Origin of the sequence: Keratinibaculum paraultunense, from assembly GCF_016767175.1 — a bacterium.
GTDB classification, from domain to species: Bacteria; Bacillota; Clostridia; order Tissierellales; family Tepidimicrobiaceae; genus Keratinibaculum; species Keratinibaculum paraultunense.
In genome coordinates this window covers 853,302-879,269 of record NZ_CP068564.1, presented here as the reverse complement: position 1 = coordinate 879,269, position 25,968 = coordinate 853,302, and the positions used below count along the sequence as shown (strand labels likewise).

Below are 25,968 nucleotides of genomic sequence, written 5' to 3'. Positions count from 1 at the left end.
TTTATATAATGATTATTTCTAACCTCCTTTCTATATTAAAATAACAAAAAGGCGAGTAAATTAAAAATAAATACTTTCCCTTATTTGTATATACCCTATTTATTTTGGCTATACCATAAAATTATAAATTTAAAAATATTGTATAAATAAAAACATGAGCCTATATGTATTTTAGTCTAACACATATAGGCTCAATATTTCCCCTTATTTCCCTTCTACAATCTTAATAGATGCACTAGCTCCAATCCTAGATGCCCCTGCATCTATCATTGCCTTAGCTGTTTCATAATCTCTAATGCCACCAGATGCTTTTATTTTAAGGCTATCTCCTACAATCTCCTTCATCAATTTAACATCTTCTACTGTAGCTCCACCAATACTAAAACCTGTTGAAGTTTTCACATAATCCGCTCCTGCTTCTTTAGCTAATTTACATGCTATAATCTTCTCTTCTTTAGTAAGTAAACAAGTCTCTATTATTACCTTTACAATAGCCTTACCATTAGCCGCTTTAACTACCGATTTAATATCATCTATTACTACATCATATTCTTCACTCTTTAATGCACCAATATTTATAACCATATCCACTTCATCAGCGCCATTTTTGATAGCATCTTCCGTTTCAAAAGCTTTCACTTCCTTAGTATTTGCTCCTAGTGGAAAACCTATAACTGTAGCTACTTTTATATTCGTATCTTTCAAAAGTTCTTTAGCTCTACTAACATAATAGGGATTTACACATACAGCAGCAAACCCATATTCTTTAGCTTCTTTACATAATTTATCTATCATTTTTTTTGTAGCATCTGGTTTCAATAGTGTATGATCAATCATAGAGGCTATATTCATATTATATTACCTCTTCTTTAATTAATTCTACTAAATCCCCATTTTTAACTCCAGCAGCATTTCCTTCTTCTATATCAACATGCACCTCTAATGCATGAGTATCACCTACTCTTGCTAAAACATTCTTAAAAATTACAGCTCTTACACCCTCAGTCTTTATATTTACTATATCTCCATCTTTTATTCCAAATTTTTCTCCATCAGAAGTATGTAAATGTACATGTCTAGCAGCAACAATAACTCCTTCTTTTAATTCTAGTTCTCCTTTGGGACCTATTATTTTAGCTCCTGGACTTCCTTCTATATCCCCTGAGTTTCTGACTACAGGTTCTACTCCCAATTTAAATGAATCGGATATAGATATTTCAACTTGAGTTTTTTTTCTTACAGGTCCTAATACCCTAACACCCTTCAAAGTTCCTTTAGGACCTACAATATCAACTCTTTCATCACAAGCGTATTGTCCTGGTTGTGATAAAGCTTTAGCTTTTGTTAATTGATAATTTTCACCGAAAAGAATATTTAAATCTTCTTGACTTAAATGTATATGTCTATTAGATAAACCAATAGGTAATTTAATAGTCATCAATTCTTCCTCCTTCTATAAATTAAATTTATCTTTCTAATCAATTATAGTATTAATAATTTAAAAAATCAAATATCACTGTAATAGTTTGAATAACGTGGTATAGAATTCAGGATAAGAAATATTTATACATTCACTTTTGTTTATGTGAGAACTACCTTTTGCAGTTAAAGCAGCAATAGATAATGCCATAGCAATTCTATGATCATCATACGAATTAAGAAAAGCAGGTTTCAATTCTTGAACCCCTTCTATTATCATTCTATCAGGTAAAATTTTAATATATGCTCCCATATTACTTAATCCTTCAGTTATAGTTTTAATCCTATTACTTTCCTTGTATTTTAATTCATTCACTCCCTTTATTATGGTTCTTCCTTCAGCTAAAGTTGCTGCTACAGCAATTATTGGAACCTCATCTATTAACTTTCCTATCTCATCTTCCTCTATAGTTATACCCCTTAATTTAGAATACTTTACCTCTATGTCACCAATTGGTTCACAATTTATCTCTCTTTCGTTAAATACTATTATATTTCCCCCCATCTTTTTCAATATAGATAGTATTCCAGCCCTTGTAGGATTAATTCCAACATCCTCTATAATTATATGAGATCCCTTTATTAATAAAGCTGCCACTATAAAATAAGCTGCTGAAGATATATCACCAGGAATATATAATTTTTTCCCATATAATTCATTTTCGCTATCCATTAATATTTCATTACCTTTACATCTAATATTAGCTCCAAATAATTTAAGCATTCTTTCAGTATGATCCCTAGTAATCTTATTCTCTATAATTTTAGTAGTTCCCTTTGCATATAGTGTAGCTAAAAGAATAGAAGATTTTACTTGAGCACTAGCCACAGGCATCTTATAACATATACTCGTTAATATGTTAGTTGGTTTTATACTTAATGGGGGGTATTTGTTTTTTACACCCTTAATATTAGCTCCCATTTTACTTAAAGGTATTATAATTCTATCCATAGGTCTTTTTACAAGTGAATCATCACCAGTTAGAATTGAAGAAAATTTTTGCCCAACCAATAGACCAGATAACAATCTCATAGTAGTACCAGAATTGCCACAATATATTGGGGTATTAGGCTTTTTAAGTCCATGGATTCCTACACCTTTTATTAAAACTTTTTCATCCATTATTTCAATATTTACTCCCATATTCTTAAATGCGTCTATTGTTTTTATTACATCTTCAGATATTAAAATATTTTCTATAACAGTCAATCCTTTAGCTATAGATCCTAATATAACAGCTCTATGAGATATAGACTTATCACCAGGTACTTTAATTTTACCAACTAATTTGCATTTACTTCCATCTATTATCAAAACCAATCACCCTCTAAAGCTTTTATAATTAAATTTTCATTTATATGATAAAATACATCTACCTTCCCTTTGTCTATTGGAAGAACAAATGCTATATTATTATCTATATTTTTCTTATCGTTTTTCATAATATGGATTAAATCTTCTATTTCTTTTCTAGTAAATGAAATAGGTGGTAATATAAAACTTAGTGTATTATACACTTCCGCGAAATATTCTTTATCTATTAAACTTAATTCCAATGCTATATAAAATTCATACATCATACCTAATATAACAGCCTCTCCATGATTATATTTACTAAAATTATAATAAGATTCGATGCTGTGCCCAATAGTATGACCAAAATTTAATATATTCCTTAATCCTTTATCATATTTATCTTTTGAAACTATATTGTGCTTAATATTTACAGAACTATTAACTATATGCATTAAGATATCTAGATTTTTGTCATATATATTTTTAAAATTATTCTTGATAAATTGAAACAAACTATAATCCGCTATTAATCCATATTTAAATACCTCTCCTAAGCCACAAATAATTTCTCTCTTTGATAAGGATTTTAAAAAAGAAACATCAATAAATATTCTTTCAGGAAAATAAAAAGTTCCTATTATATTTTTAAAACCCTTGTAATCAAAACCAGTTTTACCTCCAATACTACTATCAACTTGGGACAAAAAAGTAGTTGGAATTTGTATATATTTTATTCCCCTCTTATATGTAGAAGCTACAAAACCTGCAATATCTCCCACAACTCCTCCCCCAAAACTAACTATGAGAGTTTGTCTATCTATATTGTTTTGTATTAAATCATCATAAATAAGCAATACATTTTCAATAGTTTTATTTTCTTCTCCTGGCGGAAGAACATACACATAAGTCTCAATATTATTATCAATATATGATTTTAAGTACTCAATATATAATTTGTTTACAATTTTATCAGTAATTATATATATTCTATTAATGGACTCATCAAGCACATATTCATAAAACCTAGAAAGATTATATTTATCTATAAAGATATTCATTATATCACCTATTTTTCAAAATATTCATATAGGATATATAGTTATTCTTGATCTCTTCCATACTATCCCCACCAAATTTTATCAACATCTCATTAGCAAGCACATAAGCAAGCATAGCTTCAGCTACAATACTAGCTGAAGGCACTGCACATATATCTGATCTTTCGAATTGAGCTGTAACCTTTTCTTTAGACTCCATGTCTACAGTTTGTAAAGGTTTTTTCAATGTGGGAATTGGTTTCATTACCAATCTTAACACTATATCCTCTCCATTAGAAATGCCTCCTTCAATACCCCCAGCATTATTGCTTGTCCTATAATATTCCTCATCATGAGAAATAGAATCATGAAATTGTGAACCTAGTTTAATAACGCCATCAAACCCTAAGCCAAATTCTACTCCTTTGATCCCAGGAATACTCATCATGCTATAAGCTATCTTAGCATCTAGTTTCCTATCCCAATGAACATGACTACCTAACCCTACTGGAATATTTACTCCTATTATCTCTATTATCCCACCTATGGTATCACCTTGTTCTTTTGCCTCATAAATTGCATCTATCATTGATTTTTCTGCATCTCTATCTACTACCCTAATTGAAGATTTATCTACATTTTTTAATTCCTCTAAATTTAAATTAGTATAATAATTTTTATTGGACTTAACTTGCCCAATTTGAACTACATGACTAAATATTGATATATTAAATTCATTTAGAAATATTTTACATATACTTCCAATAGCCACTCGCATAGCTGTTTCTCGTGCACTAGCTCTCTCCAATATATTTCTTGCTCCAACTTGATTATATTTTAAAGCACCAGCTAAATCTGCATGTCCAGGTCTTGGTCTTGTAATCTCTACTAATTGTATATTTTTCCCTTTATTTTTAATCATTATAGAAATAGGATTCCCAGTAGTGTAATCCTTATTTATTCCAGATAAAATTATAACTTCATCCTTTTCTATAGCCATTCTATCACTTCTACCATAACCTTTTTGTCTCCTATTTAGCTCTTTATTTACATAACTCTTCTCTAGATACAAATTTGCAGGAATCCCCTCCAATATACCCACTAATGCATCTCCATGGGATTCACCACCAGTTAAAAATCTAAGCACATTATCACCTCACAAAAATTACAACCTGTTTTCTCTAATTGATCTCATATATTGAGCTAAATTATAAACTCCAATAAAAATTCCTAAAGCAAAAGATATAAATGCCATAATTTTATAATATAAAGGATATGCGACATAAGATGATACAATATATAAAGCTAAACCCAATAATAGGAATTTATATATTTTTCCTTTTCTATTTATCTTAAAATTCTCTTTTAAATCTTTTTTTCTAGCTTTATGTTCTGAAACTATCAAATTCTCTATCTCTTCATTATTTGGAAACATATCAATTTCTTTGAGCATGTTTTTAATATGATTAAAATCTATCAATAAATAATCTACATTTTGTTTTACATCCTCACTAAAATAAGCATTTGTAACTATTATTCCTTCACCAATATTTTTTTCCCTCATTGCTTCAATAAAATAATTTATATCCTTTAAATATATTTTATCATCCCAGGAGCTTTTAATACATTTTATACCATACATTTCTCCATTTATTTCACCAATAAAATCTATTCCATTACATCCTTGAAAAAAACACACATCATAATACTTCTCTAATATATCTTTAATAAATAAGCAAAATTCATTATCTTTATACTTCTCAATTCTTCTACGAATTTGTTCTTCTCCTATTTCTTCATTAATTTTTAATATATTTTTCTTTTTTACTTTTCTTTTAACATATACTAATAAAAAAACATATATAAATAATAGCAAACCTGTTAAAAGTATAGTTATTACAAAGTTTTGAATAGAATTAAAAATGGTAATATAAAAAAACAGACCAATAATTAAACTTATAAAAAACCAATCCATAAAAGATGCTCCTAAACTTTTACCATCTTTTATTCGTCTAATATAATATTCATTTAATATAAATCTTTTTTTAATCTTGCCGGAATAATCCCTTAATTTGATTAAAAAATCCATCAATATCCTTCCCCTTTTTCATAAATATATAACTTATTAGCTGTATTATTGCCAATATAGATATAAAAAATAACAATATCCTATTAAATATATTTATGAAAAATTCTTCAGGAAGCATTTGAATTACTAAATCCTCATAAGGATTTAGTAACCATAAATCATTATCAAAAAATATTTCATGAAAATAAGTAAAGTATTTATTGAAATTCATAGTTGTAAACATAAATAAAATTATGATAATAAACCACCATACTAAATTGCCATAAAAAATTCCCTTAGCTATTTTACTGCTTTCGCCTAATACTACTAATCCTATAATCCCAAATAAAAATAATGCCAACGATAATTTTTTAATTTTGAATCCCTTTTCAAATAAAACCTTTACATCTTCCATATGCTTAATTTCCCTAGAATTAAAATATGAACTTAAAATTTCCTCATCTGAATCATCCCTTAAATATGAAAATATATCCTCCGTTATAATCTCTAATTCTTTTAGTTCCTTTCCAGTGATATCCATCACATTGTTCTTCTTATAAGAATCTATATATAATTTCTTATTAAAAGCATTGATTTCAACCCCTTTTAAAAAAATATACATTGGTAAAAATATAATTAATAACAAAAAAAATATCCTTTTCATACTAATACCTTCTTCCTTTTAATTATAAATTACCATAACTTGTCCCATTTAAACATAAAGCTGAAAGAAACATCCTTCAGCTTATCCCATAGCTTTTTCTAATTTATCTAAATACTTAATGGGAAACATTCTTAAAAGTTCCTTATACTGTTCTACAGTTAATCCCCTTACAGTGGTATATATTTCAATTTTCTCATCTACATCAGCAGCTTTAAATTTTTCCTTTATTTGTTCAAAACTTTGATTGTTTTCCATTAGTTCACCCCTTAAATCATCTTTTTATTTAACCATACTTTTATTATGTTTATAATATATAGATTTATTCTTAATAAAATAAATCGCCCAAAATTTATAAATTAAGGGCGAATATAAAAATCTCACTAAATACAATTATATCTCTAAATCATCAGGAATTTCCCAAGAATGATAAATTTCTTGGATATCATCATTATCTTCTAAGGTTTCTATTAATTTTACCATATTTTTAATATCTTCTTCATTTGTCAATTTTATTGTATTTTGAGGTAAAAAAGCTATCTCTGCCATAGAAAACTCATACCCTTCTTTACTCAATGCATCTCTAATATCATTAAAATCTTCAGGACTGGTAATTATTTCATAACCAAATTCATCACTTTCAAAATCTAATGCTCCTAAATCAATAGCTCGAAGCATTAATTCATCTTCATCAATATCATCCTTCTTTTCAATAGCTAATACACCTCTTCTATCAAACATAAATGAAACACAACCAGTTTGCCCTAAGTTACCTCCAAATTTGTCAAAAGCATGTCTTACATCAGAAGCTGTTCTGTTTCTATTATCTGTTAAACAAGATACATATACTGCAACTCCACCTGGTCCATATCCTTCGTAAGTTATTTCCTCATAAGTTTCAGTTCCTAATTCTCCGGCTCCCTTTTTGATTGCTCTTTCTATATTATCATTAGGCATATTGGCTGCTTTTGCCTTTTCAATTGCAGCCTTCAATTGAGGATTATATTCTGGATCCTTTCCTCCTTCTTTTGCTGCTACCATGATATATCGAGCTAGTTTAGTAAATTCCTTGGCTTTCCTAGCATCCTCTTTGCCTTTTTTGTTCTTTATATTATTCCATTTAGAATGACCTGCCATAAATACCGACCTCCTTCTTCTATATTGTACTAAAATATAAACGTTTAACAATCATGTTACTCTTTCTGTGATATAAAAATAGGCGGGAATTCTCTCTTATGTTTACTTGTTTTATTCATTTTTTCAATTTTTTTCACAATATTTTCTGGACCTGTTTTATATAATATATAATTATCCAAAATATCATATCCAAATCCTATTTCATCTTCATCTGTTTGATCGTCCCATAATCCGGCCGTAGGAGGTTTTTCAATTATTATCTGAGGAATATCCAAATATTCAGCCATTTCCCAAATGTCTTTTTTAACAAAATTTGCAATAGGAAACAAATCAACTCCACTATCTCCATGTTTAGTGAAATATCCTATAGTAAACTCTGACTTATTACTGCAGCCTAAAACCAAATAATTATATGAAGCTGCATAATAATATAAAGTAGTCATTCTTAACCTGGGCTTTATATTAGCTTTAGCTAAAGTATTAGTTTTTTCAATAGGAACCATGGCGATAAATTCATCATAAACAGATGTTAAGTCAACTTTTTCAGTTTTTAAGCCTATACTATCTGCTACGAGTAAAGCATGTTCTTCATCTATAGGATTACTATGGCAAGGCATAATTATCCCTAAAGAATTATTAGGAAAAGCTCTTTTAGCTAATCCTGCTACTACAGCTGAATCTACACCACCACTTAATCCAAATACCACTCCATTACTATTGGCTTCTTTTACTTTTAACCTTAGCCATTGGACTAATTCATTTATAACCTCTCCTACATTATTCATTTTACTACCTCCATGATGATATAATCAAGTATAACTTTATACTATTTTGGAAAAATTAATAATCAAAGATTATAACTTTTCTTTAACTTATTATATCATAAAGGAGAATATTATGAATACAAAGGTTTTAAAACTAATAAGTATTGGCGTTATAGCAGGAATAATAAATGGTTTATTTGGCTCTGGCGGAGGAACCTTAGTAGTACCTGCGTTGGTGTTTATACTAGGTATTGAAGATTATAAAGCCCATGCCACTGCTATCTCAATCATATTACCTTTATCCATTATAAGTTCTTTTATATATTTAAAGAAGGATATTATTCAATATAAAATAGCCTTGATTGTAATTTTAGGCGGAATTTTTGGAAGCTTCATAGGTGCTAAGATTTTAAATAAAGTACCTACATCTATGCTTAGAAAAGTATTTGGTTCTACAATAATTATTACTGCTTTAAGGATGATATTTAAATGAAATTATTTATAATTGGTTTTTTATCAGGTATAATTAGTGGCATGGGAATAGGTGGTGGTACTATACTCATTCCTTCTTTAGTCTTTTTCACCAACCTAACACAACAACAAGCTCAAGGAATAAATCTTATTGTATTTATACCAATATCTTTTATTGCTTTAATAATTCATTATAAGGAAAAAAACATAGAATTCAAACATGCTAAATGGATAATACTAGGGGGAATATTTGGAGCGGTAATTGGCTCATTTATAGCTATTAACATAAATTCCAACAATTTAAAAAAATACTTTGGAATTTTTCTTCTATTTATTGGGATATATGAATTGTTTAAAAAATAACAATTTTTTTATTTTAATCTTTTCCCATCTTTCATAGGTATATATTCTTTATCAATATATTCAATAATTACATTGTCGCTAGTTAAATCCACTATTTGCTTCTTAAAAAAATTAAATTCTGAATATTTAACATACACATATATATTTACCTGATCATCATATACTATTTCATCTATTAAATAACCTTTAGTCATCAAATAGTTCTCAATCATACCATAAAGAGTATAGTCTATTCGTATTTTCAATTTATGATGAAGCACCTTTTCTATTATTATCCCTGACTCCAATCCTATCTTTGCCCCTTTAGTATAAGCTCTAATAAGCCCTCCAGTACCTAACTTTGTTCCACCAAAATATCTAGTAACTACTACTACTACATTCCGAAGATCTTCCTTCTTAATCACTTCTAATACTGGAATTCCAGCTGTTCCCGAAGGTTCCCCATCATCGCTAAATCTTTGAATATTATTATCTTTTCCATAAACATAAGCATAAACATTATGAGTTGCATCTTTATGCTTAGATTTTATCTCCTCTATAAAATCAAGAGCCTCTTGTTCTAATTCAATAGGTTTTGCATATCCTATAAATCTAGATTTATTTATTATAATCTCATCTTCTCCATATTTATATATAGTTCTATATGTATTATTCATATTTATACAACTCCTTTCAAAACTTTACTACATAAAAAATTATAACATAAAAAAGAAGGGATAATATCCTTTAAGACATACCCTTCTCTTTAACTAATTTCATTTTATATTATTTAAGCATATATTTCATCTATTTCATCATTCTTTATTTCCAAATATCTTTTATAAGATAAACTTACTAAAGATTTATCTTGACTATGGGTTATCATATCAATAGCTTCATCTATGGGATAAAAACCACCATCTTTAAATCCTTCATCCTTATTAATATTATAATCCGAAGTATCAGTCTCCATTATATACCATATGATTTTGTTGTATACTTCTTGTTTTCTTGATAAAGAAAAAAATTCGTAATTGGTTTCTCCAGCAGTTGAAACAATGTTGGCATTTATGCCTGTTTCATACTTAATACGACTTATTGCCGTATCTGTTGGAAGAGAACCATTACGAATTTTCCCTTTAGGTAGTACCCATTGATCTTTATCATTTTTTAGAATAAATACTTTATTCCCAGCAAAAACCACTCCACCTGCACAGTTTCTTACAATCATTGGAACCAGCCTCCTTTATTTTCTTATTATTATAATACCCAACTTTAACTAATTATTCAATTAGTTTTTAATAAATACATTCAATTAAAAAATATTAGCATGAAATATACTTTGAATATCTTTCAAAATCTATTTGATTAATACTTAAATTAATTCTAGTACCTTCTATTAAATATTCTATATGATCTACTTCATAATTATCTAAAAAGTAATTTACTAAGCTTTGCCTATTATAAGGGATCATTAAATCAACTTTTTTGTATTTTTGAGGTAAACTTTTTTCAATCATATTTAATAATTCATCCAAATTAGTATGTTCTCTACTAGATATAAATATTTCCTTATCTACATATCTAGTATCGTATATTAAATCCTCAATATTTGTCTTATCCATCTTATTGAATACAGTAATTATAGGTTTATCTAACACTTCTAATTCTTTTAATATATTATAAGTGGTCTTAATTTGTATATCTAAATCTGAATTGGAGGCATCTACAACATGCAGAAGTAAATCCGCATACTTTACTTCTTCTAAAGTTCCTTTAAAAGCTTCTATCAGGTGAGTAGGAAGTTTACTCACAAAACCTACAGTATCAGTAATCAAAAATGGCTGTCCGTTGGGCAATCTTCCCCTTCTTAAGGAAGTATCCAAAGTAGCAAATAACATATCATATACAAATACTTTTTTATTTCTATTTGTTTTATCATCTGTCTCTATTAATCTATTCATTAAAGTTGATTTTCCTGCATTAGTATATCCTACTAAAGCAACTATTGGAAGGTTGGATTTCTCTCTTCTCTTTCGTTTAATACTTCTTGCCTTTTCTGCATCTTTTAAGGCTTTTTCAATATTATTAATTTCTCTCAATATATGACGTCTATCTGTTTCCAATTTCTGTTCTCCTGGACCCCTTGTTCCAATACCTCCCCCTTCTCTTGATAAATAATCCCTAAATCCCACTAGCCTAGGAAGCCTATATTTTAGTTGGGCTAATTTTACTTGAAGTTTACCTTCTTTAGATTTAGCTCTATTAGCAAATATATCCAATATTAAATTGGTTCTGTCAACTATTTTTCTATCAATAATTTTTTCTAAATTCCTAATCTGAGCACCAGATAATTCATCATTAAATACCACCAGCTCAATATCAAGTTCCTCGCAATAATTTTTTATCTCTTGTGCTTTTCCCTTTCCAATAAAATATGCTGTATCTATTGCATCTCTCTTTTGAACAATTCTTGATACAACTACACCACCAGCAGCATTGACCAATTTCTCTAATTCATCCATAGAATTATCTATATCTACAGTGTCTGTAATCAATTTAACTCCTACTATTAAAGCCCTTTCCCTTTTGCTATTTTTCTCCGTCAACATATCACCCTTTCATATATTTAAATAGTCTATGTCTTTAGTATATTATACCATCATATTAAAATTTTATCTAATTATCTTTAGTAAATCATCTCTAGGAACATTTATATATTGTTCTGGTACATCTCCAACTATAATAGTTTCAGCAATAGGAATATTAGTAGTGATCCTTAAGTTTTCTGATACTAAAGGGACAATCATCTTTATATCTGTAACCACTATTATATAAATTCTATGTCTAGTTTGGTTTATTCCTGAAGATTCAAATTCCGTAGCAAAATCTACTGATACAGAACCTTGGGGTATAATTCTTACATTTATACTAGGTAAATTTATTATTTGAGTATCAAAAGCATTACTTAATGGTACTTTTATATCAGATTGTGACATCTCCATCAACTGTTCTTGAACCTCTATAGCTACCTCTGAAGCAATACTATTCATAAGTATAGTATTGGCTTGCATTAAAGTCACTCTTCCTTCATTATCATATTTAACAAATATTAAATCATTATAATTTATATCCTTTTTTATTTTATTTTTTATAGTATCATTAATCGCTTGAGTTGTAACTGATCTTGCTCTAACTTCAGATATTGCTACAACGGTGGGTTTTATATTTTTATCTATATATCTAAATAGGTATATACCTATTATCAATAAGGCAATAATCCATATTAAACAACGTTTTTTTTTCAATAAACTAATATAATATTTCAATTTTTACTCCTCCTAATATATATTATGCTATTATAAGAATAAATTACAAAACAAAAATTTTTAATAGAAACTTGATTTATCTTGCTTTAAAATATGAAATTGTTCACATTGTCTTATTTGTATGATATAATTAATTTGTTTACTACCTTTTCTTAATCAAGGAGGTATTTATATGTCAGAGGATAACAAGAATACACAAAATAAAAAGAATAAAAATAAGAAAGATAAGAAAGAGAAAAAGGGATTAAAAATATTTTTAATTGTATTACTTTTAATAATAGTAATTACATTAGGAGCTACTGTTGGTGTTGTAATAGCTATAGCTAAAGAAGCTCCTGAAATAGATCCAACTAACATCAGTGATTTGTTAAATCAAACTTCTTTTATTCTTGATCAAAATGGAAACATTATAGAAAAAATTCAAACTAAAGAGTATAGAACTATAGTAAGTATAGAACAAATGCCTGAACATTTAAAAGATGCTTTTATAGCAATTGAAGATGAACGTTTCTATAAGCATATAGGCGTAGACCCTAAAGGAATTATAAAAGCAACCATTGATAATATTAAGGCAGGACACATTGTAAGAGGTGCTAGCACTATCACCCAACAGTTAGCTAAGAATCTATACCTTACCAACGAAAAAAAACTTGATCGAAAAATAAAAGAAGCATATTTAGCTTTACAAATAGAAAAAGTATTGACCAAGGATCAAATTTTAGAAGCCTATCTAAATAGAATATTCTTAGGTCAAGGAGCATATGGGGTTCAAGAAGCAGCTCAAACTTATTTTTCTAAAAATGTGGAAGATTTGACCATTGCAGAATCTGCTGTATTAGCTGGTATTATTAAAAGTCCTTCAAAATATGCCTTATATAAAACTATACCCCCAGAAGAATTCGATGCTGAAAAGCATATAGAAGTAGGACAAATAGATTCGTTAGGAGAAAAATATATTGCTGTATTTAATGAAGAAGCAATAAAACGACAAAGAATTGTATTGAAAAAAATGTTAGAATTAGGCAAAATCACAGAAGAAGAATATAATGAAGCTTTAAACGAGGATATTCGTTCTAAGATAAAACCTGGACAAAAGAAAATTCAAGGCATATCCTCATACTTTAACGATTATATTAAAGTACAAGTAATTGAAGTATTAATGGAAGAATTGGGGTATTCTAAGGAAGAAGCGGAAGAAGAATTATATACTGGTGGTCTTAAAATATATTCCACCATGGATGTAGAACTACAACGACAATTGGAAGATGTATATAATAATTTTACTGAAGTATTATTAGGAAATCCAGATAATATAAAAGGACCAGCTTTTATCTCATGGAGATTGAATAGCACACAAGATATAATTGATGAAAGGAATAATGTTATTTTTTATAAACAAGAACATCTATTAGATGAAAATTTCAATTTAATAATTGAAAAAAATACTTTTGAACTGACTAATGGTCAATTAATATTAAAAAACAAAAAACTTACACCTTATAAAAATAATATTGAAATAGCTGATTATTACCATATTGACAATCGTAAAAATTTAGTAACTCACAGAGTAGGAACTTTGGTTTTACCTGAAAAAGAATTTTCTATTAATGAAGAAGATAAAACAATTATAATATCCAATAAATTTCTTGAAAATAATCCAGATTTTTACTCTATTTCTGAAAATGGAGATTTATTGATAAATGAGAAATATTTTTATAGGCATAAAGAAGGAATAGCACAACCTCAATCAGCAACTGTAATAATGGACTATAGAACAGGTGAAATTAAAGCTTTAGTTGGAGGTAGAAATGTAGAAGGATTACAAGTTCTCAATAGAGCTACTTCTGCACCTAGGCAACCAGGTTCCACTATAAAACCATTATCTGTCTATTTGCCAGCATTAGATAATGGCTTTACTGCAGCAAGTTCTATTGATGATATACCTCATTATAATGATGCAGGTGAATTATGGCCTAACAACTGGTATTCTGGATATAGAGGTATTCATACTTTGAGAAAATCAGTTGAACAATCAGTAAATGTAAATTCAGTAAAGGTATTAGAAGAAATTGGAATACAAACTTCTATGGAATATTTAGGCAGAATGGGAATCATCAATAATAATGACCCAACAAAAGATAACTTTATAACATCTGCAGAAAATAGTGTAAACAATGACGAAAATCTCTCAGCATTAGGTTTAGGGGGAATGAGCAAGGGGATTACGCCTTTAGAAATGACTGCAGCTTATGGTTCCATTGCTAATTCTGGAACATATATAAAGCCTATAACTTTCACTAAAATACTAGATAAAAATGATAATTTATTAATAGATAATACTCCAGAGGAAAATACAGTAGTATCACCTGAAGTAGCTTATATAATGTCAGATATATTAAGAACAACTGTTACTAATGGTATTGCTGGTAGAGCACAAATTCCAAACATGACTACAGCTGGTAAAACAGGTACTACTCAAGATAAAGCAGATGCATGGTTTGTAGGATTTACACCTTATTATGTAACTGGTGTTTGGATAGGTAATGATTCACCACAAATAAAATTAAACCAAGGTAGTTCTATAGCAGCACAACTGTGGAAAATTATTATGACTAGAGTTCATGATGGTTTAGAAAATAAAAAATTTGAACAACCTGCTAATATAGTTTCCTTGAATGTATGTTCTCAATCAGGAAAATTACCAACGGAACTATGTAAACATGATCCTAGAGGTAGTACTGTAATCACAGAAATATTTGTCCAAGGAACTCAGCCTATAGAATTTTGCGAAACTCATGTAGAACTTGAGATTGACACAACTACTGGTAAAATTGCAAATAAATACTGCCCTAAAGAATATATTAGCACAAGAATATTTATAAAAAGAGAACCGCCTTATAACCCAAAAGACCATAATGGCATAATACCTGCTGATTATCAATATACTGCACCAACTGAAATATGCGACGTACATGATGAAAAAAATGCTATTGAAGAATTTTTAGAAAATGAAGAAGATGAAGAAGATAATGAAAAGGATAATGAAGAAGAAGATAAAGAAGGTATTGAAGATATTGAGGATTTCCCACGAAAAGATGATGAAAAAGATAATAACAAAGATATAGAAAAATTTCCAAAAAAAGATAATAAAAAAGATGATGAAAATATCAATGAAGATAATAATACTTAAGGGCTAAGGGAATATTCCCTTAGCCCTTTGTTTTAGGCTCTGATACTATAGCCATAATATATCCAAACATTATAGCAGCAGCAATCCCTCCTGCTGTAGCCTCTAACCCTCCTATAAAAGCCCCTATTATTCCTTTTGATTTTACACCTTCTATTGCTCCTTTACTAAGTGTATAACCAAAACCAGATATGGGTACTGTTGCCCCTGCTTCTGCAAATTTTACTAATGGTTCATATAAACCTACAGCCCCTAATAATACCCCTGATATTAAAAAGATAACTAAAATATGAGCTGGAGTAAATTTAGTAGTATCCAAAAGTATCTGACCTATTGCACAAATTAACCCTCCTATAACAAATGCTTTTAAATACTCCAATATCATCCCTCCTTAATCTATTAAATTATCTACAGTTATGGCATGAGCAATTCCCGGTATAGATTCTCCTTGTAATACAGTAATAGGAGAATGTAAAGCTCCAGTTGCTACTACCAATACTCTATTTAAATTTTTCTTCAACATTTCTTTATAGATATATCCATTCAATACAACAGCTACACATCCACATCCGCTGCCTCCAGCATGAGTATCTTGCTCTACCCCATCAAATATTTTTATCCCACAATCTGAATAGTTTTTAGAAAGATCATATCCACTCTTTTTCATTAACTCCAATACTATCTTTTTACCAACTAATCCTAAATCTCCAGTAATTATTAAATCATAATCATCAGGAGTATATCCCGTGTCTTTAAAATGCTGAGAAATAGTATCTATTGCTGCTGGAGCCATTGCACCTCCCATATTATTAGTATCCTTAATCCCAAAATCCATTATTTTGCCAGTTGTTATATAAGTTATATATGGCCCATTCCCAGACGATGATATAACAGTGGCTCCTGCTCCAGTCACAGTCCATTGGGACGAAAAAGGTCTTTGGCTACCATATTCCAACGGAAATCTAAATTGACGTTCTGCAGAACTAAAATGGCTAGATGTAGCACAAACTACTTTATCAGCAAAACCTCCGTCTATCACCATTGATCCTAAACTTAAAGACTCTATCATCGTAGAACAGGCTCCATATAAACCAAAATATGCTATATTTAATTGTCTTGCTGTATATGAAGATGTGCTTATTTGATTTAGTAAGTCACCTGAAAAAATATATTGTATATCATTAGGAGAAAGATTAGCTTTTAAAATTGCACCTTTTATTGCTTCTTCTTGTATCTTTACTTCAGATTTTTCAAAAGATTCTTGTCCCCACATATCATCTTCTAAAACAACATCGAAATAATCTTTTAAAGGACCTTCTCCTTCTTTAGGACCCACTATTGTATAAGCACCTATTATAGAAGGAGGATTCAATAATTTTACCGTTTGTAAACCAATCCTTTTCTCAGCCATTTTATCACCTACCTTTAGTAAAAATTAAGTATAAAATCCCAACAATAATAGAACTTCCTATTCCGTATACCAATACAGGTCCAGCGATATTGAACATTCTAGCTGCTACACCAAATATGAATCCTTCTCGTTTAAATTCCATGGCTGGTGATACTATAGAATTAGCAAAACCTGTTATAGGTATAGCAGCTCCAGCCCCTCCTACTTTTGCAATCTCATCATAAACTCCTATTCCAGTTAAAAAAGAACCTACAAATACAAGTATAATTGAGGTACCTGCAGCTACTAATTTTTCATCTAAACCAAATTTATACAGCATATTCATTATAATCTGTCCAAATATACATATTGTACCACCAATTATAAAAGCATATATTATATTTTTAAAATAAGTCGGTTTAGGTACTTTCCTTTCAGCATATTTTTGATACTCTTTCTTATTCATATTCTCCAATCTATTCACCCTCCTAATATTTAGTAAACACTAACCAATAAAGCAAAGAACCTGCCACCTTTCCAAAAATTAATGCTTCTATTATATACTTTAACTCATGTTTTAACTTAATCTTCTTTACAAGTACAGGTATCACATTTAAGACTTCTGCTAAAGCTGAAGAAAATAAGCCTAAAAAAATACCCATGCCTATGCCTACAAATACGGAAAAAAATTTATTTAAAGAAAAATTAAAAGTAGAAAAACATATAAAACTAAATATAATCCCACTAACTATCAATGTATATTCATATACTTTTATATAATCATTCGTTTCAGTAATTTGTGCCAATCTAGGTACAAATTGCAGCAACGTAATAAATGCAGCTATAGCAGTTCCAACAGTAGTACCTGCTGAAATACCAATTAAAACCAAAAATATGGATTTTATCAACTATTCCACCACCCAAATACCTTCATTTCTTTTTTTGTTTTAATTCATTAAGTATATACTCTTCTAAATCCTTATCATATAAATAAAGTTCAACTTCCATTGGACCTGGTTCTTGTCTTCTTCTTTTACTAAAACTAAATATTCTACTAAAAAAAGTAAACATACCTAATCCTATTCCTAATGAAAAAGGAATTGTTAATATTTTAGGATTTTGTGTTTTTTCTCCAGTGAATATATAATATATTTTTTCCATAGTAGCACCCATATTAACATCTTCATAAAAATTTATAATTGCCATTGATGCACCTAAAAATAATATTATTGCTATAATAGTCACTTTGAAAATTTTAAAAATTTTATTAGAATTTTCTTGACTTTTAATTTCTAATAAAACATCTGGACCACCTATTATATTAATATCTATATTATTAACTTTATTTAATATTTTATTAGTAATTTCTGTTCCTGAAATGTAATCATATTCTTCCTTGTCACTTCCTTTATATATACAAATATCCTCAACTTTTTTCTTTATAACCTCATCATCACAATAAACTTTTCCTATATCTCTTACATAAACATGAGTATTCAAATCTACTGAATATTTAGTTTCAATATTTAAATACACTTGTTTTTTATCCATTTATATCCCTTCTTATTTTAAAATTATAAACATATTTAGCTCTTTTAGGAACTTCCCTATTAGTTCTTAATTCCCCATACCAAAGTATAGAACCTATTAATACTAAAATTATAATTAAGATTATTATTATATTATTTTTTTTAATTTTCATATCATCACCTCAGCTTATAATTATTATTAACTTATAACCTTTTTTTCATTCAAAAAAAAGGCATGAATTCATGCCTTTGCTAATTTATCTTTCATATCTTCTATTATTTTTTTCTCTATACGAGATACTTGAACCTGAGATATACCCAACAATTCAGCTACTTCCACTTGAGTTTTATCTTTAAAATACCGTAATACTATTACTTGTCTATCTCTTTCTTTTAATTGTGACAACATTTCTTTTAACAATATATTATCTATAATAATATCTTCTTCATCTTCTTCTAAACTAATCTTATCTATGACATGTAATGGACTTCCTTCATCATGATGTATTACATCATATAGATAATCAGGCTGATAAGTAGATTCTAAAGCCATGGCTATCTCTTCTTTATCTATATTTAATTCCTCTGCAATCTCTTGAATAGTTGGCTCTCTACCTAATTCCTTTGCTAAATCCTCTTGAGCATATTTTATTTTATTAGCAGTCTGTTTTAATGATCTACTAACTTTTATAATTCCATCATCTCTTAAAAAACGTTTAATTTCCCCTGCAATCATCGGCACTGCATATGTTGAAAATTTTACTTCAAAAGAGGGATCAAATTTATCTATAGCTTTAAGCAATCCTATACTACCTATTTGAAACAAATCCTCCATATCATATCCTCTATTTGAAAAACCCCTTAATACTGATTTAATAAGCCCAATATTATGTCTAACTAATTTTTCTTTTGCAAGTTTATCTCCATGTTGTGCTTTTAAAATTAATTGCATTGTCTCCTCATGAGATAGCAAATTATTATCACTATTCCCTTCAGTCATAGTATCTACTCCTTATATACAACGGAGTTAAATACTTTAGTCATCTTAACCCTAGTGCCTTTACCTAATTGACTTTCTACTATCAATTCATCCATAAAAGTTTCCATAACTGTAAAACCCATTCCTGATCTTTCTAAGTCAGGTTTAGAGGTATAAAAAGGTTCCATAGCTTTTTTTATATCAGGTATACCCTTTCCTTTATCCTCAACAATTATTTCTATTCTATTTCCTTCAATTGTAGCCTCCACTATAACAATTCCGTCATTATTGTATTCATAACCATGAATAATTGCATTGGTAACAGCTTCTGAAACAGCTGTTTTAATATCTGATAGCTCCTCTATAGTTGGATCTAGCTGTGAAGCAAAAGCTGCTACTACTACTCTTGCAAAAGATTCATTTGTAGACTTGCTTAAAAATTCTACCTTCATATAATTTTTTTCTACCAAATTTATCCCTCCTTAAACATTTATTGCTTCTTCAATACTAGGATATACATTGATTATTTTTAATAATCCTGACATTTTCAATATCCTATCTATAGTAGAATTAGTACTTACAAGGGCAATATTTCCACCTCTTTCCTTGCAATTTTTGTACCTTCCCATTATAAGACCAATCCCTGAACTATCCATAAAATTTAATTTCCTTAAATCCAATACCATATTCAATAAATTATTGTCATAATATAAAGTATCAATCTGCTTTCTCACTTCTTCAGAGGTGTGATGATCCAATTCTCCCTCTAATTTAACAATTAAATAATTCTTCTCAATATCCATAGAAAATCTCAAACTATCCCTCCTCCAATTATTTTCCATAGTATATTTCTATTTTAAGTTTAAATAATCCTTCAAAGAAATATCACTACTTTTGTTATAAAACAAAAAAAAGAGTCTAAAAAAGACTCTTTTTTTGTTTTACATGTTTTTACATGCTAATACTACTTGCCTTAATAGTACAGAAGTTGTAACACTTCCTACTCCACCTGGTACAGGGGTAATTTTATCTACTAATGATAAAACTCTATCATAGTTTACATCTCCACTTAATTTCCCATTTTCATCCAAGCTTACTCCTATGTCAATTACAATGGATTTTTCAGTAAAATAACTTTCATCAAAGAATTTAGCATTTCCTAAAGCCACTACTACTATATCTGCATTCTTTGTAAATTCACTTAAATTTTTAGTCCTAGAATGGCAGATGGTAACAGTAGCATTTTCCTCTAATAACATCATTGCTAAAGGTTTTCCCACAACCATAGATCTATTTACAATTACTACATTTTTTCCTTCTAATGGTATACTATAATAATTAAGTATCTCCATAGCTGCTTTAGGAGTACATGGAGCAAATCCATCTATTTTCCCCTCAAAAATATTTTCGAGATTTAAAGGATGCATACAATCTACATCTTTTTTAGGACTTATTACATTTCTAATTACATCTTCATCAATATGCTTAGGAAGTGGTCTAAATACTAAAATACCGGAAATCTCATTATCCTTATTTAACTTTTCAATTAACTCTACTAATTCTTCTGTTTTAATATTTTCATCTATTTCATATACCTTAGATTCAATACCTACATTATCACAATTTTTTATAATACTTTTTTCATAAGAAATATCTCCTGGATTATAACCTAATCTTACTATAGCTAATCTGGGAATTTTATTAAATTGCTTTAAATTCTGAATATCTTTTTTTATCTGTTCTTTAATCTTATTTGCTACAATATTTCCTTTCAATACATCTGCCATTAAGATCCTCTCCTTTATTTTTATTTATTAGCCATTTATATCATTTTTTAAAATATGCTAACAGCTACTAATGTAGATATTATTCCCACAAAAGTACCTAAAATTAACTCAACTATATTATGTCTTCCTAGATTGATTCTAGACCAATATATAATTGGCATTAATAAAAAAAGCCATATCATATTTATTCCTATTGTATTAATCAAAAGAGTTATAGGTCCAGATACACCACAAGCATGTCCGCTAGCTTTTATTTTCAATCCTTTATTAACAAAAGATAAAAATATTCCTGATAGTAAATATGCCATAAATATCTTCTTTACTATTACAGGAGCATTAAATATAAATGTAAAAAGCGTACCTGTTACATAACTTATTACCGCAAATATAAAAGCTAATTTCCTTTCACTTTTTCTTCCTTCTCTTTTAAATGCTGGTATTATCCTGTGTATAGGATATGCTAGTATTGGTATTATTGTTAGAAATATAATTGAATATATAAACCATTCTATACCCAAAAAATATTTAGTATGATGAATATAAATTAATAATATGGTAAAAAACGCCATTATAGGTACTAATGTTATATAGCTAATAAACTTAGCAATTTTATTTTTCATATAATCACATCTCCTATAACAATTATAACAATTAAAATTCATATACAAAATTTTATAATTATTTTATACGCAAAATCATTTAAGTTATAATTATCTGATTTCAATATAATATATGTTACTATCTAAGTCAATCCATTAAATACTATTATTCAACAATTATAAGTTTTTATCTTCTGGTTCTACATGTACCATACAATGTTTTACATCTTCAATATTTTTTTCAATTAAATCATGCACTTTTTCTGCAATATTGTGACCTTCTGTTACTGTAATATCTCCTTTAACCTGTAAATCCATATCTACATATATTTTGTTTCCAAAAATTCTAGTCTTTAAATTTTTTATTCCTTTTACTCCTTCTACAGAATAAGTTATATCCTCTATTTTGGATATAATTTCATAATCTGCTGATTCATCAACTAATCCCTTAATAGATTCAATATATAAATCTATACCAACTTTTATAATTAAAATACTTACTATTATTGCAGCTATCGGATCTAACACCTTTAGCCCTAAACGAGAACCTAAAATACCGATAAAAGTACCTATAGAAGAAAAAACATCTGATCTATGATGCCAAGCATCCGCCTCCATGGATATACTCTTTATCTTTTTAGCTACTTTAATTGTATATCTATACATCAACTCTTTAACCAATATAGATATTATTGCAGCTATTAAAGCAACTCTACTAGGAGTTCTTATGTTTCCCTTAATTAATAATTTTACACCTTCATAACCTATAAAAATACCTGTACAAACTAAAAGCAAACTTAATAATTTTGCAAATATAGATTCATATTTTTCATGTCCATATGGATGCTTTTCATCTGCTTCTTTTGAAGATACCTTTAATCCTATTATTACCACCAAAGTTGTTAACACATCTGACAATGTATGAACGCCATCTGCCAACATAGCATTACTATTTCCTATAATCCCGGCAACTATTTTTATTGCTGCAAGTAATATATTAATTGTTGTAGTAATCCAAGATATCTTCATTCCTAATCTATATTTTTCCATTATATTCCCTCCATAACAATATTATATGTCTAAAATTATATAATTATATTAATTGATAATAAGTATGACTTTTATTATATACCTATTTAATCAAAATATCCACTATTATATTTAAATAGAAACTATTATCAATTGAGAATAGTTATATGAAAAAAAACCAAGGTTTCCCTTGGTAAAAATCAATTTATATTACTCAATAATAGTACCACTTAGCCCACAAAGTGCTGTATTAGCTTTATCTAATGAAGTTATGATAGCTTTTCTTCCTCGCTTTGATTCTACAAATCCAATAGATGCTAATACTTTTGGTAACATGCTTCCAGGTGCAAAATGACCTTGTTCTATATACTTTTTCATTTCTACAACTCCAACTTTATTTAATCCTCTTTCATTTGTCTTCCTATAATTTAAATAAACTTTGTCTACTGCAGTCAAAATAAGTAAAATATCCGCATCAATATCCTTTGCTAATCTTTCCGAAGCTAAATCCTTATCAATTACTGCTTCTACACCTCTAAGTTTGGACCCTTCTTCTATTACGGGTATACCACCTCCACCAGCTGCTATTACTATATTACCATTATCTACTAATGTTCTTATGGTTTCTATTTCCACTATTTTTTTAGGTTTTGGAGATGCCACCACTCGTCTATATCCTCTACCTGAATCCTCTATAATTTCATATCCTTTCTCTTCTTTTAATCTTAATGCTTCTTCCTTAGAATAAAAGGGACCTATAGGTTTAGTAGGATTTTTAAAACCATCGTCATCTTTATCTACAACTATTTGAGTTATTATTGTGGCTACTGACTTTTTTTTGCCCCTCTCTTTGATCTCATCTCCTAAAGCCTGTTGGATATGGTATCCAATCATTCCTTGACTCATAGCTCCACATACATCAAAAGGCATTGCAGGAGTAATTCCCTTTGCTATCTCATTTTGTATGATTATCCTTCCTATTTGAGGACCATTGCCATGAGTAATGATCAAATCATGCCCTTTTTCTATAATATCTACTAAATGTTTTACACTCTTTCTTATAATATTAAGTTGAGACTCGGATGTAAAATCACTATCTTTATTTTGTAACGCATTTCCTCCCAATGCAACTACTATTTTCAAAAATATCCCTCCAAACAATAATTAATTTTCATGCCTTTTTTACTTAATATAAAAATTATACCACAATTGATGAAAAAAGAATATTTCTATATTAATTTTATTTATACTATACTTGTCTCTTATTGTATTTATCTATATTAATCTTTTTTGTTAATTTTTATGCTATTATTAATATAGTATTAATAAATGGAGGCTAAATAAAATGATAATTGATACTCATATACATGAAAATAAATATTCATTTGATAGTTTTATAGATTTAAAAAAAGCTACAGATATAGCTAAACTTATAGGACTTGACGCTATATGTATAACCAATCATGATAATAATTATTTAAGAAAAGATATTGGTGATTCTGCAAAAATAAATGGAATCTTGGTAATTGTAGGTGCAGAAATACTTACTTATCAAGGAGATATACTTGTGTTTGGATTAAAGGATATTCCACAGGAAAAGCTTCATGCAGAAGAATTATTAAGTTTAGTTAAAAAAAATAATGGTGTAGCTATAGCCGCTCATCCTTTTAGAAATAATAATAGAGGACTAGAAAATCATTTACATGAAGTAAGTCATTTATTATCTGGTGTGGAATCCTTTAATGGAAGTACCTATGCCTATCATAATTTATATGCTTATGCTACAGCTACAGAATTAAATTTGCCATCTTTAGGAGCTAGTGATGCTCATGTTATTGATAAAATTGGTACTTATGCAACTAAATTTTATTCAACTATAAGAGACCATAAAGACTTTATAGAAGCCATCAAAACAAAAAATTTCCATCCTGTTATGCGAAGAGAAGGAAAGTATATAGATCTGGATTATTCCTATGAAAGTATAATATCAACAACAAAAGCTACTACCATTACAAGGCAGTAGCTTTTTTCTAATTAATTTATATTTTTCACTGCAAATAAATGATTTAATAAAACTTTTGTTATATAGGCATATAAAGGTATCTGAATTATCTGGGTAATTACTCTCCCTGGTACAGTAGTTATCATAGGTACATTAAATAACATCTTCATAAAATATGGAACCAAAAATATAGCTGTAGTAGTTTGTCCTAATGCTATTGCTAAAGTCAATTTTCCAAAAGAACTTTTAGCTTTCCTATCATTAAATAACAACATAACAACACCAGGAATAATCCCTGTTAATGCTGCAGTCATAGTAAAATGGGGCATATAAGGACCCAAAGGATTTATAAAATAACCAATTATATCTCCTACAGCACCTACAATTCCTCCTGCTAAAGGACCAAATACTATACCAGCAAATATTATAGGATATCCACCAAAACCTATTCTAACTAACTCAACTCCTCCTCCACCTATTCTGATGCTACCTATTCTAGTTAATATAATATTTAATGCAATTAAAAGCCCATAATAAGCTATATTTTTTGTACTAATTTTTTGCATACAAAAAAGCCTCCTTTCTCATTTGATATGACAGAACCGTCACATCTAGAAAGAGACTTACCTTCACGATGTGGCAGCGAACGCGATAGCTTAACGCAAGCTACAAGTAGCTTTTCGTTCAGAGGCAACGTTCCATCCTCTGACACTTTACGCAAACTATCTACTCTGTCATTATATACTTTGTTTGGTATTAATATTTACTACATTCAGTATATAATACTCACATACATATTTCAAGATTATTATATTTTCTAACCCTGTTTAACAAGAATTTCCTATCTTCTAATTAATATTATAAATATCAATACATCTGTG

Annotated in this window: 32 protein-coding genes and 1 riboswitch; of the genes, 4 read left to right on the top strand and 28 right to left on the bottom strand. The window is 28.7% G+C overall.

All coding sequences use genetic code 11. The features are described 5' to 3' along the window. Nucleotides 1-204: 204 nt before the first annotated feature. The 10 genes from deoC to nadE all read right to left on the bottom strand — a co-directional run bounded on the left by deoC (nt 205) and on the right by nadE (nt 8,464). Nucleotides 205-852 carry a deoxyribose-phosphate aldolase gene (gene deoC / locus JL105_RS04265; RefSeq protein WP_132025946.1) on the bottom strand — a complete coding sequence of 216 codons (648 nt, stop codon included), beginning with the start codon at nt 850-852 and terminating at the stop codon, nt 205-207. A 1-nt stretch (nt 853) separates the two neighbouring features. Beyond that, entirely contained in the window at nt 854-1,438 is a 585-nt protein-coding gene (gene pduL, locus JL105_RS04260) for a phosphate propanoyltransferase (protein WP_132025944.1), read from the bottom strand. Between the two features lie 75 nt (nt 1,439-1,513). Next, the gene (gene aroA / locus JL105_RS04255; protein WP_132025942.1) at nt 1,514-2,794 is read right to left on the bottom strand and encodes a 3-phosphoshikimate 1-carboxyvinyltransferase; all 1,281 of its coding nucleotides are present in this window, start codon (nt 2,792-2,794) and stop codon (nt 1,514-1,516) included. Continuing rightward, complete coding sequence (aroB, locus tag JL105_RS04250) at nt 2,791-3,834, bottom strand: 3-dehydroquinate synthase (protein WP_132025940.1); 1,044 nt, start codon at nt 3,832-3,834, stop codon at nt 2,791-2,793. The genes aroA and aroB overlap by 4 nt, the downstream gene beginning before the upstream one ends. 4 nt (nt 3,835-3,838) lie before the next feature. Continuing rightward, complete coding sequence (gene aroC, locus JL105_RS04245; protein ID WP_132025938.1) at nt 3,839-4,960, bottom strand: chorismate synthase; 1,122 nt, start codon at nt 4,958-4,960, stop codon at nt 3,839-3,841. 18 nt (nt 4,961-4,978) lie between these two features. Beyond that, nucleotides 4,979-5,902, bottom strand: coding sequence for a restriction endonuclease (locus tag JL105_RS04240; RefSeq protein WP_132025936.1), 924 nt, complete (start codon nt 5,900-5,902; stop codon nt 4,979-4,981). Then, nucleotides 5,859-6,545: a TIGR01906 family membrane protein gene (locus JL105_RS04235; protein WP_132025934.1), complete on the bottom strand. Its 687-nt coding sequence runs from the start codon at nt 6,543-6,545 to the stop codon at nt 5,859-5,861. Before JL105_RS04235 ends, JL105_RS04240 begins: the two co-directional genes overlap by 44 nt. Before the next feature lie 81 nt (nt 6,546-6,626). Further along, nucleotides 6,627-6,800, bottom strand: coding sequence for a hypothetical protein (locus tag JL105_RS04230; protein ID WP_170169623.1), 174 nt, complete (start codon nt 6,798-6,800; stop codon nt 6,627-6,629). A gap of 135 nt (nt 6,801-6,935) precedes the next feature. Further along, nucleotides 6,936-7,679, bottom strand: coding sequence for a YebC/PmpR family DNA-binding transcriptional regulator (locus tag JL105_RS04225; RefSeq protein WP_132025933.1), 744 nt, complete (start codon nt 7,677-7,679; stop codon nt 6,936-6,938). A 56-nt stretch (nt 7,680-7,735) separates the two neighbouring features. Beyond that, nucleotides 7,736-8,464, bottom strand: a complete 729-nt coding sequence (nadE, locus tag JL105_RS04220; RefSeq protein WP_132025931.1) for an NAD(+) synthase — start codon at nt 8,462-8,464, stop codon at nt 7,736-7,738. A gap of 112 nt (nt 8,465-8,576) precedes the next feature. Between nadE and JL105_RS04215 the strand changes: the two genes are divergently transcribed. Continuing rightward, nucleotides 8,577-8,936 (top strand): sulfite exporter TauE/SafE family protein, encoded by a 360-nt coding sequence (locus tag JL105_RS04215; protein WP_132025929.1) that lies wholly within the window; start codon nt 8,577-8,579, stop codon nt 8,934-8,936. Then, the gene (locus JL105_RS04210) at nt 8,933-9,277 is read left to right on the top strand and encodes a sulfite exporter TauE/SafE family protein (RefSeq protein WP_132025927.1); all 345 of its coding nucleotides are present in this window, start codon (nt 8,933-8,935) and stop codon (nt 9,275-9,277) included. Before JL105_RS04215 ends, JL105_RS04210 begins: the two co-directional genes overlap by 4 nt. Before the next feature lie 8 nt (nt 9,278-9,285). Here the strand turns inward: JL105_RS04210 and JL105_RS04205 are convergent, their stop codons facing one another. The 4 genes from JL105_RS04205 to yunB form a co-directional block, all read right to left on the bottom strand. After that, nucleotides 9,286-9,933, bottom strand: coding sequence for a YigZ family protein (locus tag JL105_RS04205; protein ID WP_132025925.1), 648 nt, complete (start codon nt 9,931-9,933; stop codon nt 9,286-9,288). A gap of 113 nt (nt 9,934-10,046) precedes the next feature. Next, nucleotides 10,047-10,487 (bottom strand): NUDIX domain-containing protein, encoded by a 441-nt coding sequence (locus JL105_RS04200; RefSeq protein WP_132025923.1) that lies wholly within the window; start codon nt 10,485-10,487, stop codon nt 10,047-10,049. Nucleotides 10,488-10,581: 94 nt separating this feature from the next. After that, nucleotides 10,582-11,868 (bottom strand): GTPase HflX, encoded by a 1,287-nt coding sequence (hflX, locus tag JL105_RS04195; RefSeq protein ID WP_132025921.1) that lies wholly within the window; start codon nt 11,866-11,868, stop codon nt 10,582-10,584. A 63-nt stretch (nt 11,869-11,931) separates the two neighbouring features. Then, the gene (gene yunB, locus JL105_RS04190; protein ID WP_132025919.1) at nt 11,932-12,585 is read right to left on the bottom strand and encodes a sporulation protein YunB; all 654 of its coding nucleotides are present in this window, start codon (nt 12,583-12,585) and stop codon (nt 11,932-11,934) included. 172 nt (nt 12,586-12,757) lie between these two features. On the opposite strand from yunB, the gene JL105_RS04185 reads away from it, so the two are divergent. Beyond that, nucleotides 12,758-15,775: a penicillin-binding protein 1A gene (locus JL105_RS04185; RefSeq protein WP_132025917.1), complete on the top strand. Its 3,018-nt coding sequence runs from the start codon at nt 12,758-12,760 to the stop codon at nt 15,773-15,775. Nucleotides 15,776-15,794: 19 nt separating this feature from the next. Here JL105_RS04185 and spoVAE read toward each other — a convergent pair whose 3' ends face one another. The 13 genes from spoVAE to arcC all read right to left on the bottom strand — a co-directional run bounded on the left by spoVAE (nt 15,795) and on the right by arcC (nt 24,234). Continuing rightward, entirely contained in the window at nt 15,795-16,151 is a 357-nt protein-coding gene (gene spoVAE / locus JL105_RS04180) for a stage V sporulation protein AE (RefSeq protein WP_132025915.1), read from the bottom strand. Between the two features lie 12 nt (nt 16,152-16,163). Next, entirely contained in the window at nt 16,164-17,183 is a 1,020-nt protein-coding gene (spoVAD, locus tag JL105_RS04175; RefSeq protein ID WP_132025913.1) for a stage V sporulation protein AD, read from the bottom strand. Nucleotides 17,184-17,187: 4 nt separating this feature from the next. After that, nucleotides 17,188-17,628: a stage V sporulation protein AC gene (gene spoVAC / locus JL105_RS04170; protein ID WP_170169625.1), complete on the bottom strand. Its 441-nt coding sequence runs from the start codon at nt 17,626-17,628 to the stop codon at nt 17,188-17,190. Between the two features lie 22 nt (nt 17,629-17,650). Then, entirely contained in the window at nt 17,651-18,070 is a 420-nt protein-coding gene (locus tag JL105_RS04165; protein WP_132025909.1) for a stage V sporulation protein AB, read from the bottom strand. Between the two features lie 22 nt (nt 18,071-18,092). After that, nucleotides 18,093-18,713, bottom strand: a complete 621-nt coding sequence (locus tag JL105_RS04160; RefSeq protein WP_132025907.1) for a stage V sporulation protein AA — start codon at nt 18,711-18,713, stop codon at nt 18,093-18,095. Continuing rightward, nucleotides 18,706-18,864, bottom strand: coding sequence for a hypothetical protein (locus JL105_RS04155; RefSeq protein WP_158279971.1), 159 nt, complete (start codon nt 18,862-18,864; stop codon nt 18,706-18,708). The genes JL105_RS04160 and JL105_RS04155 overlap by 8 nt, the downstream gene beginning before the upstream one ends. A 68-nt stretch (nt 18,865-18,932) precedes the next feature. Continuing rightward, nucleotides 18,933-19,691: an RNA polymerase sporulation sigma factor SigF gene (gene sigF / locus JL105_RS04150; protein WP_132025905.1), complete on the bottom strand. Its 759-nt coding sequence runs from the start codon at nt 19,689-19,691 to the stop codon at nt 18,933-18,935. 5 nt (nt 19,692-19,696) lie between these two features. Then, entirely contained in the window at nt 19,697-20,140 is a 444-nt protein-coding gene (gene spoIIAB / locus JL105_RS04145; protein ID WP_273542373.1) for an anti-sigma F factor, read from the bottom strand. A 12-nt stretch (nt 20,141-20,152) separates the two neighbouring features. Next, nucleotides 20,153-20,485 carry an anti-sigma F factor antagonist gene (spoIIAA, locus tag JL105_RS04140; protein WP_202690619.1) on the bottom strand — a complete coding sequence of 111 codons (333 nt, stop codon included), beginning with the start codon at nt 20,483-20,485 and terminating at the stop codon, nt 20,153-20,155. 126 nt (nt 20,486-20,611) lie between these two features. Beyond that, complete coding sequence (locus JL105_RS04135; RefSeq protein ID WP_132025903.1) at nt 20,612-21,457, bottom strand: bifunctional 5,10-methylenetetrahydrofolate dehydrogenase/5,10-methenyltetrahydrofolate cyclohydrolase; 846 nt, start codon at nt 21,455-21,457, stop codon at nt 20,612-20,614. A gap of 47 nt (nt 21,458-21,504) precedes the next feature. After that, nucleotides 21,505-22,077 (bottom strand): hypothetical protein, encoded by a 573-nt coding sequence (locus JL105_RS04130; RefSeq protein WP_132025901.1) that lies wholly within the window; start codon nt 22,075-22,077, stop codon nt 21,505-21,507. A 156-nt stretch (nt 22,078-22,233) separates the two neighbouring features. Beyond that, a complete protein-coding gene (locus JL105_RS04125) occupies nt 22,234-23,106 on the bottom strand; it encodes a cation diffusion facilitator family transporter (protein ID WP_132025899.1) in 873 nt (290 codons plus the stop codon). 189 nt (nt 23,107-23,295) lie between these two features. Further along, nucleotides 23,296-24,234 (bottom strand): carbamate kinase, encoded by a 939-nt coding sequence (gene arcC / locus JL105_RS04120; RefSeq protein ID WP_132026262.1) that lies wholly within the window; start codon nt 24,232-24,234, stop codon nt 23,296-23,298. A gap of 196 nt (nt 24,235-24,430) precedes the next feature. Here arcC and JL105_RS04115 point away from each other — a divergent pair, with 196 nt between their 5' ends. Beyond that, nucleotides 24,431-25,108, top strand: coding sequence for a PHP domain-containing protein (locus tag JL105_RS04115; protein ID WP_132025897.1), 678 nt, complete (start codon nt 24,431-24,433; stop codon nt 25,106-25,108). Between the two features lie 11 nt (nt 25,109-25,119). Here the strand turns inward: JL105_RS04115 and JL105_RS04110 are convergent, their stop codons facing one another. Beyond that, on the bottom strand, nt 25,120-25,653 hold the full coding sequence (locus JL105_RS04110; RefSeq protein WP_132025895.1) for a folate family ECF transporter S component: 534 nt from the start codon (nt 25,651-25,653) through the stop codon (nt 25,120-25,122). Nucleotides 25,654-25,725: 72 nt separating this feature from the next. Then, nucleotides 25,726-25,823, bottom strand: a riboswitch (THF riboswitch). Nucleotides 25,824-25,968: the final 145 nt, after the last annotated feature.